This is a genomic window from Kitasatospora sp. NPDC101155 (assembly GCF_044768305.1).
Classification (GTDB): Bacteria; Actinomycetota; Actinomycetes; order Streptomycetales; family Streptomycetaceae; genus Kitasatospora.
Genome location: NZ_JBIWPN010000100.1, coordinates 1 through 13,365 on the forward strand (window position 1 = coordinate 1; position 13,365 = coordinate 13,365).

The 13,365-nt window shown below is 71.6% G+C and carries 6 protein-coding genes and 2 pseudogenes; 5 read left to right on the forward strand and 3 right to left on the reverse strand.

The genetic code is table 11. The features are described from left to right. Positions 1-6,241: SDR family NAD(P)-dependent oxidoreductase (locus ACIRYZ_RS45420; RefSeq protein ID WP_402955281.1), on the reverse strand; the 6,241-nt coding region annotated here is incomplete at its 3' end. A 235-nt stretch (positions 6,242-6,476) separates the two neighbouring features. Here ACIRYZ_RS45420 and ACIRYZ_RS45425 point away from each other — a divergent pair. The 3 genes from ACIRYZ_RS45425 to ACIRYZ_RS45435 all read left to right on the forward strand — a co-directional run bounded on the left by ACIRYZ_RS45425 (position 6,477) and on the right by ACIRYZ_RS45435 (position 8,086). Beyond that, entirely contained in the window at positions 6,477-6,875 is a 399-nt protein-coding gene (locus tag ACIRYZ_RS45425; protein WP_402955284.1) for a VOC family protein, read from the forward strand. Between the two features lie 67 nt (positions 6,876-6,942). Then, entirely contained in the window at positions 6,943-7,665 is a 723-nt protein-coding gene (locus tag ACIRYZ_RS45430; protein ID WP_402955287.1) for a thioesterase II family protein, read from the forward strand. Beyond that, positions 7,658-8,086: an SRPBCC family protein gene (locus tag ACIRYZ_RS45435; protein ID WP_402955290.1), complete on the forward strand. Its 429-nt coding sequence runs from the start codon at positions 7,658-7,660 to the stop codon at positions 8,084-8,086. The genes ACIRYZ_RS45430 and ACIRYZ_RS45435 overlap by 8 nt, the downstream gene beginning before the upstream one ends. Before the next feature lie 366 nt (positions 8,087-8,452). On the opposite strand, the gene ACIRYZ_RS45440 is transcribed toward ACIRYZ_RS45435, so the two are convergent. Beyond that, positions 8,453-8,902 (reverse strand): tyrosine-type recombinase/integrase, encoded by a 450-nt coding sequence (locus tag ACIRYZ_RS45440; RefSeq protein ID WP_402955296.1) that lies wholly within the window; start codon positions 8,900-8,902, stop codon positions 8,453-8,455. A 493-nt stretch (positions 8,903-9,395) separates the two neighbouring features. Next, a pseudogene (locus tag ACIRYZ_RS45445) lies at positions 9,396-9,740 on the reverse strand (hypothetical protein); the annotation flags it as partial. Positions 9,741-10,103: 363 nt separating this feature from the next. On the opposite strand from ACIRYZ_RS45445, the gene ACIRYZ_RS45450 reads away from it, so the two are divergent. Together ACIRYZ_RS45450 and ACIRYZ_RS45455 are read left to right on the forward strand one after the other, a co-directional pair. Then, positions 10,104-12,242 carry a SpoIIE family protein phosphatase gene (locus ACIRYZ_RS45450; RefSeq protein ID WP_402955293.1) on the forward strand — a complete coding sequence of 713 codons (2,139 nt, stop codon included), beginning with the start codon at positions 10,104-10,106 and terminating at the stop codon, positions 12,240-12,242. 868 nt (positions 12,243-13,110) lie between these two features. Then, a pseudogene (locus ACIRYZ_RS45455) lies at positions 13,111-13,266 on the forward strand (GTP-binding protein); the annotation flags it as partial. Positions 13,267-13,365: the final 99 nt, after the last annotated feature.

The following is a 13,365-nucleotide window of genomic DNA, read 5'->3' on the forward strand; positions in this document are numbered from 1 at the left end:
TCGCCAGGTGCAGCGCCACCAGCGAGGAGGAGCATGCGGTGTCCACCGTCACCGCCGGGCCCTCCAGGCCCAGGGTGTAGGAGATCCGCCCGGAGGCCGCACTGGCCGCGTTGCCGGTCAGCACATGGCCCGCGACCTCGCTCCGCCGCCCGGCCTGGTCGGTGCCCTGGGCCCGGAAGTGGTAGTCGCTGCCGGACAGGCCGGTGAACACCCCGGTCTGACTGCCCATCAGCGCGGCTGGGTCGATCCCGGCCCGCTCGAACGCCTCCCAGGAGACCTCCAGCAGCAGCCGCTGCTGCGGGTCCATGGCCAGCGCCTCCCGGGGCGAGATCCCGAAGAGCCCGGCATCGAACCCGGCGACGTCCCGCAGGAAGCCGCCGACCCTCGCGAAGTCCGCGTCCGGACCGAGCTCCCAGCCGCGATCGGCGGGGAAGCCCGACAGCCCCTCGCGCCCGGTGGCCGCCAGCTCCCAAAGCTCCTCCGGGGAGCCGACGCCGCCCGGGTAGCGGCAGGCCATCCCCACGATCACGATCGGGTCGTCGGCCGAACCGGTCGGCGCGGCGGGCAGGTTGGCGCCGGGCACGGCCGCACCGCCGGCCAGATGCTCGGCGAGCGCGATCGGCGTCGGGTAGTCGTAGACCAGGCTGGAGGGGAGCGACCGGCCGAGCGCCTGCCGCAGCCGGTTGCGCAGCTCCACCGCCGCCAGCGAGTCGAAGCCCAGCTCCTTGAAGGTCTTCCGGACATTGACGGACGCCGTGCCGGAGTGGCCGAGCACGGCCGCCACCGCTTGGTGGACCACCTCGGCGATCGCCCGGGCCGACTCGGGGGCGGTACCGCCCGTCGTGGCCGACTCGCCCCGCAGGGCCTGGACGGCGGCGGGGATGCCGGAGAGCAGCGGGCTGGGCCGTCCGCTGGCGAAGAGCGGCGCGAACCGCTCCCAGTCCACGTCCGCCACCGTGAGGACGGCCTCGTCCCGCCGCACCGCCTCGTCGAGTTCGGCGACGGCGGCCTCCGGCGCCATGGCCCGCAGGCCGGTGCGGGCCAGCCGTTCGCCGGTCTCGCCCTCGCCCATGCCGGCGCCGGCCCATATGCCCCAGGCCACCGAGGTGGCGGTCAGCCCGCGCTGGCGGCGCCGGCGGGCCAGCGCGTCCAGGTAGGCGTTGGCGGCGGCGTAGGCGCCGTTGGTGGCGCTGCCCCAGGTGGCCGCGATCGAGGAGAACAGGACGAAGGCGTCCAGCGGTTGCTCGCCCAGCAGTTCGTCGAGGTGGGCGGCGCCGGCCACCTTGGCGGCCAGTACGGCGTCGACCTCGGTCACCGTGGTCGCGGCCAGTTCGGTGAAGTCGCTGATCCCGGCGGCGTGCACGACGGCGGTCAGCGGGTACTCGGCGGGGATCCGCGCGAGCAGTGCGGCCACCGCCTCGCGGTCCGCGGTGTCGCAGGCCTCGACCGTGACCCGGGCCCCCAACGCCTCCAGCTCGGCCTTCAGTTCGCCGGCTCCAGGGGCGTCCGCGCCGCGCCGGCCGACCAGCAGCATGTGCTCTGCGCCGCGGCCGGCCAGCCGGCGGGCCACATGGCCGCCGAGTGCCCCGGTGCCGCCGGTGATCAGCACGGTGCCGGCGCGGCCCCAGTCGCGGTCGGCTCCGGCGGTGGCCGGCTCGGCCGGGATCAGCCGCCTGGCCCACAGGCCGGTCGGCCGCACCGCCAGCTGGTCCTCCCCGTGCGGGTCGGCGAGCACCTGCACCAGGCGCCGCAGCGCGGCCTCGTCCGGCTCGGCCGGCAGGTCCACCAGACCGCCCCAGCCGCGGGGCTGTTCCAGCGCCGCCACCCGTCCCAGGCCCCAGAGTTGCGCCTGGTCGGGCCGGTCCAGCCGATCGGTCGCGCTGATGCTTACAGCGCCCTGGGTGACGCACCAGAGCGGCGCCGTCACCTCCGCGTCCAGCAGGGCCTGCACCAGCAGCACGGTCGCGCCGACATCGCCGTCCGGTAGGGCCAGCACACCCGCGACGGACGGCGCTTCGCCGAGCGCCGAGCGGACCGCCCGGCCCAGCGCGGCACGATCGACGCCCGCGCTCAGCTCCAGCAGTCGCACCTGTGCGCCCGCGCGGCGCAGCGCCTCGGCGCAGGCCCGCGCCGACTCCCGAGCGTGCCCCGCGACCAGCCACACGCCGGACAGCCGGGCGCCGAGCGGCTCCGTCACGGCACGCCAACTCTCTTGGTACTGCCAGGATCTGGAGACAGCAGCGGAGGAAGCCGGCTCGGCGCCGCTGGCCAGCCAGTAGTGCTCGCGCTGGAAGGGATAGGTCGGCAACTCCACCAGCCGCTCGACACCGGGCAGCCAGCGGTCCCAGGCGATCGCCGCGCCACGCACGAACGCCCGCGCCATCGCGTCGAGGAAGGCCGCCACCTCGTTGTGGCCACGCCGCCCGGCGGCGAAGAAGGCGTCATCCGCGGTGCCCGGCAGGCAGTCCGGGCCGAGTGCCGTAAGCACGCTGTCCGGCCCCAGCTCCAGGAACGTGCGTACGCCCGCCTCGTGTAGCGCGCACACGCCGTCGGCGAACCGCACCGTGTCCTGGACGTGTCGGACCCAGTACTCGGGGGAGTGCAGCTCGGCGACGGTGCCGAGCTGGGGCAGATTGAACGTCAACTCGGCGACCACGGAGCGGAATTCGTCCAGCATCGGCGCCATCAGCGGGGAGTGGAAGGCGTGGCTCACCTGCAGCCGGGTCACCTTGTGCCCGCGCTCGCGCCAGAGCGCGGCGATCCGCTCGACCTCCGCCTCCGCGCCGGACACCACCACCGCGGCGGGCCCGTTGACGGCGGCCAGCGCGGTGTCCGGGCCGAGCGTCCGGGCCACCTCGGCCTCCGGGGCGGCGATCGCGGCCATCGCCCCGCCGGGCGGCAGCGCCGCCATCAGCGCGCCGCGAGCGGCCACCAGCCGGCAGGCGTCGGCCAGCGAGAAGACACCCGCCACGTGGGCCGCGGCAATCTCGCCGATGGAGTGGCCGGCCACGAAGTCGGGTGCCAGGCCCAGGTGTTCGGCCAGCCGGAAGAGCGCCACCTGCAGTGCGAACAGGCCGGCCTGGGCGAAGTCGGTGCGGTGCACCAGCTCCAGCTCGCCGAAGAGCACCTCCTTCAGCGGCTGCGGCAGCAGCGGGTCCAGCTCCGCGCAGACCGTGTCCAGCGCCTCGGCGAAGACCGGCACCGCGTGGTACAGCGCGCGCCCCATGCCGGGCTGCTGCGAACCCTGGCCGGAGAAGAGCACGGCCAGCCGCCCCTCGGCGGGTGCCCCCTGCAGCACGGTCGACCGGCCCTCGGCCAACTCCCGCAGGCCGTCGAGCAGCTCGTCCTGGCCGCAGCCGGTGACCACCGCGCGGTGCTCCAGCGCCGCGCGCGCCGTGGCCAGCGTGCGGCCGACCTCGGCGACCGGCTCGGGCTGCTCGGCCAGCCGGGTCAGCAGCTGCCCGGCCTGCGCGCGCAGCGCCTCGGCGGTGTGCGCGGAGAGCACCCAGGGCACCAGGCCGGCCTCGGCCGGCGCCGGCTCGGGCCGCGGCGGGGCCTGCTCCAGGATCAGGTGGGCGTTGGTGCCGCTGAGGCCGAAGGAGGAGACGCCAGCCCTGCGCGGCTCGCCGGTCTCCGGCCAAACCTGGTTTTCTGTCAGCACTCGGACGTCGCCTGCCGACCAGTCCACGTACGGGGAGAGCTCGCTGACGTGCACGGTGCGCGGCAGCACCCCGTGCCGCATCGCCTGCACCATCTTGATCACGCCGAGCACGCCGGAGGCGGCCTGGGTGTGGCCGATGTTGGACTTCAACGAGCCCAGCCAGAGCGGGTTCTCGCGCCCCCGGCCGTAGGTGGCCAGCAGCGCCTGGGCCTCGATCGGGTCGCCCAGCGCGGTGCCGGTGCCGTGCGCCTCGACGGCGTCCACCTCACCGGGCGTCAGCCGGGCGTTGGCCAGCGCCTGGCGGATCACCCGCTGCTGTGCCGGGCCGTTGGGCGCGGCCAGCCCGTTGCTGGCGCCGTCCTGGTTGATCGCGCTGCCCCGGATCACCGCCAGCACGGGATGGCCGTTGCGCTCGGCGTCGGAGAGCCGCTCCACCAGCAGCAGACCCACGCCCTCGCCCCAGGAGGTGCCGTCCGCGTCGGCGCCGAACGGCTTGCACCGCCCGTCGGGAGCCAGCCCGCGCTGCCGGCTGAACTCGACGAACAGGCCGGGGTTGGCCATCACGGTCGCACCGCCGGCTATGGCGAGCGAGCAGTCGCCCAACCGCAGCGCCTGGCAGGCTTGGTGCAGCGCGACCAGCGAGGAGGAGCAGGCGGTGTCCACGGTGACGGCCGGGCCGCCCAGCCCGAAGCTGTAGGCGAGCCGCCCGGAGGAGACGCTGCCGAGGGTGCCGGTGAGCAGGTAGCCCGCGGCCTGCTCCGGAGCGGCGTACAGGCGCGGTCCGTAGTCCTGGACCATCGCGCCGAGGAAGACGCCGGTGCCCTGGCCGTCGTCCAGCGCCCGCGGGTTCATCCCGGCGCGCTCGAACAGTTCCCAGCAGGCCTCGAGTAGCAGCCGCTGCTGCGGGTCCATGGCCGCCGCCTCGCGCGGGCCGATCCCGAACAGGGCGTTGTCGAAGTACCCGGCGTCGTGCAGGAACCCGCCCTGGCGGACATAGCTGGTGCCCGGCTTGCCGGGTTCCGGGTCGTAGAGCGCGCGGGTGTCCCAGCCGCGGTCGGTGGGGAACTCGGAGACCGCGTCCCGGCCCTCCAGCACCAACTGCCAGAGCTGCTCCGGGCTGTGCACGCCGCCCGCGGCGCGGCAGCTCATCCCGATGATCGCGATCGGCTCGTCGAGCGGCAGCAGCTCCGGGGCCGGGGCCGGCTCCGCGTCGGCGCCGCCGTGCAGTTCGGTGAGCAGGTGGTCGGCGATCGCGGCCGGGGTGGGGTGGTCGAAGACCAGGGTGACCGGGAGAGCGAGGCCGGAGGCCGCGGCCAGCAGCCTGTGGAACTCGACGGCGGAGACCGAGTCGAAGCCGAGCTCGCGGAAGGTGGAGCCGGGCTGCACCGCGTCCGACCTGCCGAGCGCGGCGGTCACCTCGCAGACCAGGTCCAGCACCAGCTGGCGCTGCTCCGGCTCGGGGCGGCCGGCGATCCGCTCCGCCAGCACGGCCGGGCCGCTGCCCTGGCCCCGCACCTGGGCGTAGACGTCGGCGACCGACGTGGTGAAGCGCTCCAGCCCGCCCTCATCGCGCCGCAGCGAGCCGCCGGGCGCGGAGCCGGCGCCGCCGATCGCGTCCAGGGTCTCCCGGACCGGCATCACCAGCATCGGGTGCGGGCTCAGCTCCACGAAGACCGGTTCCTCGACCGCGGCGGCGGCCGCCCGCACGGCCTCCTCGAACCGGACCAGGCCCTCGCCGTTGCGGCACCAGTACTCGGCGTCCAGCAGGGTGCCGGGCGGCAGCAGCCCGCCCACGGTGGAGGCGTAGAACGGGATCCGGGCGGGTCGCGGCTCGATGGAGGCCAGGTCCCGGTGCAGCGCCTCGCGCAACTCGGCGAAGTGCACCGAGTGCGCGGCCAGGCCGATCGGGATCTTCTGCGCGCGCACGCCCTGCGCGGTGAACCGGCGGATCAGCTCCTCGATCGCGGCCGACTCCCCGGAGACCACCGTGGAGCCGGGGCCGTTGACCGTGGCGATCACGACTCCCGCCGGGAGCTGGGCCCGGACCTGCTCGGCGGGCAGCAGGACGGAGGCCATGTCGCCCCGGCCGACCACGACGGTCTGCGCCCGGCTCCACATGGTGGCGACCCGCATGCCGTCGGCCACCGAGAGCGCGCCCGCCACGCAGGCCGCCGGGACTTCGCCCATGCTGGCACCCACCACGAAGTCGGGTTCCACGCCGTACCAGCGCCAGGCCTCGGCGAGCCCGTACATCACCGCGAACAGGGCCGGCTGCATGACGTCGACGCGGTCGATCGGCGGCGCCCCCTCGGCGCACCGGAGTACCTCGAGCAGCGACCAGTCGACGTGCGCCGACAGTTCCTGCTCGCACTCCGCCAGTGCGTCCCGGAAGACGGCCAGCGAATCGTGCAGGCCGACCGCCATGCCGGCCCACTGCGACCCGATGCCCGGAAAGACGAATCCGATTCCGGTCCGCCCGCTGCGCGGCAGCGGCGGCGCCGCGGTGTCCCCACGCGACAGCGCCTCCAAGTATTCGCGCAACTGGCGGTCCGACTCGATTGCGCCGCTGATGTTGTCCACCGACTACCCCAATTCGGAACGCGCAGTTCTCCGCATCATTGCCTGCGCGGCACGCTAGTCCACCGACCTCCCCTAAACCCAACCCCTACGTTCACCCTTACGTGGCTGTCCGCCGCGGAGCACCGCGAGGATACGGGGGGAATTAGGGGTCGGCTGGCAATGGATCCGGGCTAGCATCGGGGCGACCTGATGACACTCCGTCCGACCGGGCGAAAAGAAAGGCAAAGAGACCGCAATGGGCAATGGCGTTGCTTTTTTTGAGATCGCGTCCGACAACCCGGAGGCCCTGGAGCGCTTCTACGGCGACGTCTTCGGGTGGACCTTCACCGCCGGGCACGGCAACCCGTACAGCATCATCCAGACCCAGGCGGAGGGCCTTCCGCTGGGCGGGCTGTGGGACAGCAAGGTCGAGAAGGGCCACCCGCTGCCGGCCAACTACGCGATTTTCATCATCAAGGTCGACGACGTCGCCGAAACCTGCGAGCAGGTGGTCAAGGCCGGCGGCGAGGTGATGGTCGCGGCCATGCCCAGCGATGACGGCGCCGCCGTTTTCGCGCACCTGCGGGACCCCTCCGGGAACCACATCGCCGTTTTCCACCAGGTGTTCACCTACGAAAAGGGCGAGCTGCTCTGATATGGCCGATACCCGGGAGAGCCGGTGGATCCACCGGCTCCAATCAGCGGCCGATCCTGATATTCGGGTGATTGCGTTTCCGCACGCCGGTGGATCGGCCACCTATTTCTTCCCGATGGCGGAGGCGCTGCGCCGGGCGGCGCGGCCGTTGGAGCTGGACATCCTGTCGGTGCAGTACCCTGGCCGGCAGGAGCGCCGGCTGGAGCCCTGCGTCGATGACCTGCAGACGCTGGCCGACCTGGCCGTCAAGGAGCTGCTGCCGTTCACCGACCGGCCGCTGGTGCTCTTCGGCCACAGCATGGGCGCGATGGTGGCCTTTGAGGTGGCCCGGCAGTTCGAGCAGCAGCACGGCATCACGCCGCTGACGTTCTTCGCCTCCGGTCGCGGGGCGCCCGCCACCGCCCGGCAGGACAACCTGCACCGGCTGCCCGACAGGGCCATCATCGACGAGCTCGGCCTGCTGGACGGCACCAGCTCGGTGCTGCTGTCGGACCCCGAGGTGCTGAAGATGGTCATGCCGGCGCTCCGGGCCGACTACAAGGCCGTCGAGACCTACACCTACCGGCCCGCCCCACCGCTGCGCTGCCCCGTGCACGTGGTGATCGGCGACTCCGATCCCAGGGTCACCGCCGAGAGCGCGCAGGCCTGGGGGCAGCACACCGAGGGCGGCCACCGGCTGAGCGTCTTCAAGGGCGGGCACTTCTACCTGAAGGACCAGCAGGACGCCTTGGTGGCCACGATCGTGGACCACCTGACCACGCTACCCGTTCAAAGGACCGCCCATGGCTAAGGGAATCAGCACGATCGAGCTGGCCACCTCTCCGGAGGAGGCCTGGAAGCTGCTGCTGGACCGCACCCGGTACACGGAGTGGCTCAGCGTGCACTCCGGCTGGCAGGAGGAGAGCCTGCCGGAGCTGGAGGTGGGGGAGAGCTTCACCCAGCTGCTCAAGTTGATGGGCCCGCCGTCCCCGGTGCTGTGGACGGTGGCCGCCCACGAGCCGGGCAGCCGGCTGGAGCTGGTCGGCGAGGGCCCGACCGAGGTCGGCGCCCGGTTCGCGATCGAGGTCAGCCCCGCCGGGTCCGGCAGCTCCGTGGAGCTGGTGCTGGAGCTCTTCGGCGGCCCGATCGACGGCGCGCTGGGCAAGATGATCGAGCCCGGCCTGTGCACCGAGATGGCGAAGAGCCTCAAGAACCTGGCCGGGCTGAGTTAGCCCGGGCCGAGACCAGGGCGGCGGCGGGCGCGGATCCCGCCGCCGCCCTTCCCTTTCCGGTTGTGGAACCACGACGAACCCGCTCGCGGTACCGGCCCTCTGGGAGCCCTCTTCAGCCCGGTCCAGTTCATGAGCTTGAGCTGCCTTGTCTACGAGGAATTCAGCATCTATGCCCTGTCCGATGATGAGCTTCATGGGGGTCAAGGGGGCGCAGGTTCAAATCCTGTCGTCCCGACTTGCTTAACCGCAGGTCGTAGGCCGTTTCCATCGGATGGTGGGAGCGGCCTTGACGCGTTTTCTGGGCCTTGTGAGTGCATTGTGAGGGCGGAATGTCGCCCGAGCTGATCACGTCAGGGATGCGGTGTCTCAACTTGCGTTCCGTAGCTGGGTTCTGGTGACGACCATCTGGTTGTGGACTCGGGTGATGTGATCCCCGGGTGTGCGTGGGCCTGGGAGTTCGATGGGGCCGGCTGAGGTGAGGGCGTGGTCGATGGTGTCGACGGCGTCGCGGGCGGCCTGGGTGGTGAGGTGGCCGTAGATGTTCGCGGTGGTGGACAAGGTGGCGTGCCGCAGGGTCTTGGAGACGACGGTGAGGGGGACGCCTGCGGTGATGGAGATGGTGGCCGCGAGGTGGCGCAGGTCGTGGACGGTGGTGCGGGGCACGCCGAACTCGCGGCAGAGGCTGTGGAAGTGGTTGAGGACGTAGGCGGGGTGGGGGGCGTCCGTCGCGCTGGTGGAATACGAAGCCACCGTGGTCCGCTCGGGAGAGCGACGGATCCTTGTCCTCGGTGCGGTGGTGCAGGGCGATGGCGACACGTGGGGAGATGGCGACCCAGTCCTTGCTGGAGCGGGTCTTCGGTGAGGTGAGGATCAGGTGGTTGTTGTCGATGGCGGAGAGCGTGTAGCGGATGTAGAGGACGCGCTCGGGCAGGTGGACGCCGTCCCAGTGCAGGGCGAGGGCTTCGCCTTTGCGGATGCCGGTGCCGATGAGGACCTCGATGAGGTCGGCGAAGGCCGGATCGGTGGCTCGGCAGCAGTGCAGGAACCGGATCGTGTCCTGGACGGTCCAGATCTGCCGTTCTGCCGCCGCGGGCCTCGGGATGACCGTGGGGCGTGCCGGGTTGTAGGGGAGCCGGTGGTGGCGTACGGCGTCGCCGAGGGCGCTTGAGAGTGTGGCGAGGCAGCGGTGGACGGTGACCTTGCCGCGTCCGGCGGCGAGTTGGGTGTGGGTGAAGGCGGCGATGGGGGAGTGGCCGAGGTCGTCGAGCCTGATCGTGCCGAGGGCGGGGATCAGGTCGTTGGTGACGTAGTCGCGGTAGCGGACGTAGGTGGTGGGTTTGAGGGTGAGCTTCTTGTCCTTGAGCCAGGAGGTGAGGTAGTCGGCGAGGGTCTGGTTGGGGTCGGCGTTGAAGTCGGCGGCCCGGCCCTCGATCATCCGGCGCAGTCCTGCGCGGACGGCTTCGGCGGTGGGGTAGCCGCCGCGGCGAATGTTGTTGCGCTGGTGGTCGGGGGAGGGGAGATCGAGGGAGAAGGTCCAGGTGCCGTGATCGGTGTCGGTGGCGAGCTCGGGACAGCGGGCGCCGAGCTGCTTGCCACCCTGGTCGCGGCAGCCGCACCGACGGTAGACGTGCCCGGTGTGGGCTGCGGAGCGCATGGTGATCACTTCCAACGCGGGTCGTGTGAACAGCCATGCTCACGGTCTCCTGGCGGGCGTCAACAGGCGGTGAACCCCTGTACTCACGCCGTGCCCACAAATGCGCTGAATAGTGCCCTGGCCTGCGGCGATCCCTTGTCGTGGCGACAGGGGAGATCTGGAAGCGGCCCGGGCCCTGGCTCGGGCGGCCGCGAGAATCCGGCGCTATGCCGTCGTGGGCTTACAGTCGCGATCGGCCAGGCTGGGGCTCCGGAATCCGCGCGGTGATGTGTCAGAGTAGGGGTACGGCGCAGGTGGGGGATGCGGGAGAGGGCTGTCATGCCAATACAGCCTGATCGCCTCGGCTCTGCCGCTGCACGTCCCATGGTCTTGCACCGGCGGAGCGAGGAGTATGCGGAGCTGTTCGGGCAGGCTCCGGTGATCTTTGCTGCGCTGGGCGGTCCGGGGCATGTGCTGGAGACGGCGAATCCGGCTTTCTTCGACGCCTTCACAGGGGGTCGTCCGAGGACCGGTGTGCCGGTCGGGGAGCTGGTTCCGGAACTGGCCCAGCAGGGTGTCCTTGATCGGCTCGATGAGGTGTACCGCACCGGCTCTGTGTACCGGAATCGCGGTGGGCGGCTCGTGCGCGGTGGGCCGGTGGCCCAGCGGGAGGAGTTCTTCGACGTCACCTATGAGCCCCGCCGGGATGCGGCCGGCCGGGTCGACGGGGTGGTGGTGATCGCGGTGGAGACCACGGGGTACCACCACGCGCAGCTGCTGGCTGCCGAGCAGCGCGTGCTGCTGGAGCGGATCGCGCGTGACGCCCCGCTGGCCGAGATCCTCGACGGCATGGCGAGGGCGATCGAGGAGCTGTCGCCGGACATGATCGTCTCGGTGTTGCTCCTCGATCCCGACGGCCGTCACCTGCGGCATGGAACCGCCCCGAGCCTGCCGGACTTTTACAACGATGCGGTCGACGGGATCGCCATCGGCGACGGGGTAGGCTCGTGTGGCACGGCCGCCTACCGGCAAGCACCTGTGATCGTCAGCGACATCGCCACCGACCCTCTGTGGGAGGGCTACCGCGACCTGGCAGAGCGGGCCGGGGTCGCGGCGTGCTGGTCGACTCCGATCCGCGGCCTGGACGGCCGGGTGTTGGGCACTTTCGCGATCTACCATCGCACGCCCAAGGTGCCCGAAGAGACGGACGTGGCGCTCAGCGCGGCCTTCACCCGTATCGCCGCCCTGGCGATCGAGCACCACCGGGCGGTGGAGGCAGGCCACGTCGCCCAGACGCGGGAGAAGGTTGCCCGCGAGGACCTGGCTTTCGTCCTGGACGCCAGCACCGCTATCGCGCGCGAACCACACTATGTTGACTGTCTCGAGCGGATGGCCCGGCTGACCGTGCCGACCCTGGCGCCGTTGTGCGCCGTCCACGTGGCGGAGCGCGGCCAGATCCAGCTCATCGCCGTCGCGGCCGCCACCCGTGCCGAGGAGGCGCTTCTCGACTCTCCCGAACTGCGCGGCGAGATCGACAACGCGGTCGCCCGTGCACTGGTCTCGGGCACCACCGGGACCTACCAGGTCGGCTCCCGACCAGGCGGCCTGTCCGCGCAGCTCAACGTCACCGGCTACCTGTGCGTGCCGCTGGCCACCCACGGCCGCACCTTCGGCGTACTGACCCTCCTGACCACCGACCGACCCCTGGACTGCCATGCCGTCGCCCTGGCCGAGGAGCTGGCCCGCCGGGCCGCTTCCAGCGCCGACAATGCCCGCCAGTTCACCGACCGCGTCAGACTTGCTTGCGACCTGCAGGCCGGCCTGCTGCCTCCAGAGTTGCCCGACATCCCCGGCGCCACCGTGGCAGCCTCCTACCACCCGGCCGGCGAAGGACTCGACGTCGGTGGCGACTTCTACGACGTTTTCCCGCTTTCTGACGGCCGCTGGGCACTCATGATCGGCGACGTGTGCGGGCGCGGTGCTCTGGCCGCCGCCACCACCGGTATCGTCCGCCACAGCGCACGCACCGCCGCCCGCCTGCTGAACGACCCGGCGGGGGTAGTCGCCGCCGTCAACGACGCTCTGACGGATCAGGCAGTCGGCGAAGAACGCTTCGTGTCACTCGTCTATGGCGAACTGCGGCACACCGCGTCCCACCTGGCGCTGACCCTGATCCGGGCCGGCCATGTGCCCCCAGTCGTACGCCGAGCCGATGGCACGGTCGAAGAAGTCGCCCAACCTGGCCTGCTCCTGGGTATCGGCCCCGCCGCCGACTCGTCCCCGTGCAGCGTCGACCTGTACCCGGGCGACAGCCTGATCCTGGTCACCGACGGCATCACCGAGGCCCGCTCCACAAGCGGCGAGCTCTTCGGGGAGGACCGCGTGGCCCACGCCCTCAGCGCACTACGAAGCTCGTCCCCCACCGCCGACGCGATCCTCGAGTCGGTCTCCACCGCAGTCGCCGCCTTCGCGGCTGACGCCACGCACGACGACCAGGCCGTGCTGGTCCTCTCCGCTACCTGACGTGGCGAAGTGCTCGGGCGTGTAAGCCGGGCGGCGTGCCCGGCCGGAGTGCGCTTTTCTCACCCTGCCCCCGCGCGGGCCATGCTCGCGGTGAGACAGACCCTCGGTCGACGGGGCGTCATACTGACCCTGATCCTCGCCCGTAAGCGTGTCACCCTCATCCGGAAGCGAGTACACCGGGCTCACAGCGAGATCGTGCGGTGGCCTGGGCGCCCTGCTTGCCTGGCCGGAGTGATGGCGTACCGTCAAGGATCGTGCGCCGGAGTCATCGACCCGCCCTGGGGAGATCGGCCCCCTTGGCGTGGCGACAAGGGGTCGTGGACTCGTTGGCGCTGCTCGGTGTCGCAGGGCGTAGCGTCCCGATATGACCGCTGAGCACGGGCTCGGGAGCATCCGGATCATCGCGCCCTGCGGAGCCGGCTTCGTCCGGATTGCTCACCTGTCGTGGGCGAGGCCGACCAATCCGGGCGATGCCAGCCTGCGCATGCCGATACGTGGGTTGACCTGCGGCGACGACTCTCTGATCCCCGCAGGTGGCCGGTTGCGAGAGCGAGGAGGTCGCCCGGCGCTTCATCCAGGGCGCCGTCGCCAAACAGGGCGTCGAGGAAGGCGAGTTGACGATCCACTCCGAGCGGGCCGGTGCAACCTGTGGCTGGGGACCCTGGACCGGCTCGGCCTCGGCTTCGACTCCTGGCAGTTCGGCTGTTTTCCCGGCTGGAGCCGGGGCAGCAGCCGGCAAAGGGGAATTTCGGGGTCATGCCGCCCGGCAGCCTATTATCGCTTCTTGGGCCTGTGGACCTGATCCTCAGCTCACCAGGTACGGAGAGGCGTCACCCGGCCTGCTGCCGATGCGTACCCGAGGAATCACGTGAGCACCGAACAGTCCGTCCCCGTCCCGCAGGTCCTTCATGAGGCCGGCCGCCGACGGACCTTCGCCGTGATCAGCCATCCGGACGCGGGCAAGTCCACGCTCACGGAGGCGCTGGCGCTGCACGCGCGGGCGATCACATCTGCCGGCGCGGTGCACGCTGTCGGCAACGGGTGAATTGAGGGCCACGGACGGCGGATCAAAATCGGGTCACTCTGCGATCTCTTGATCATCCTGACTTCACTGGTACGGGAG

Coding starts and splice junctions, on each gene's coding strand:
- ACIRYZ_RS45425 (WP_402955284.1), top strand. CDS start 6,477: ATGGGCAATGGCGTTGCTTTTTTTGAGATCGCGTCCGACAACCCGGAG.
- ACIRYZ_RS45435 (WP_402955290.1), top strand. CDS start 7,658: ATGGCTAAGGGAATCAGCACGATCGAGCTGGCCACCTCTCCGGAGGAG.
- ACIRYZ_RS45450 (WP_402955293.1), top strand. CDS start 10,104: ATGGTCTTGCACCGGCGGAGCGAGGAGTATGCGGAGCTGTTCGGGCAG.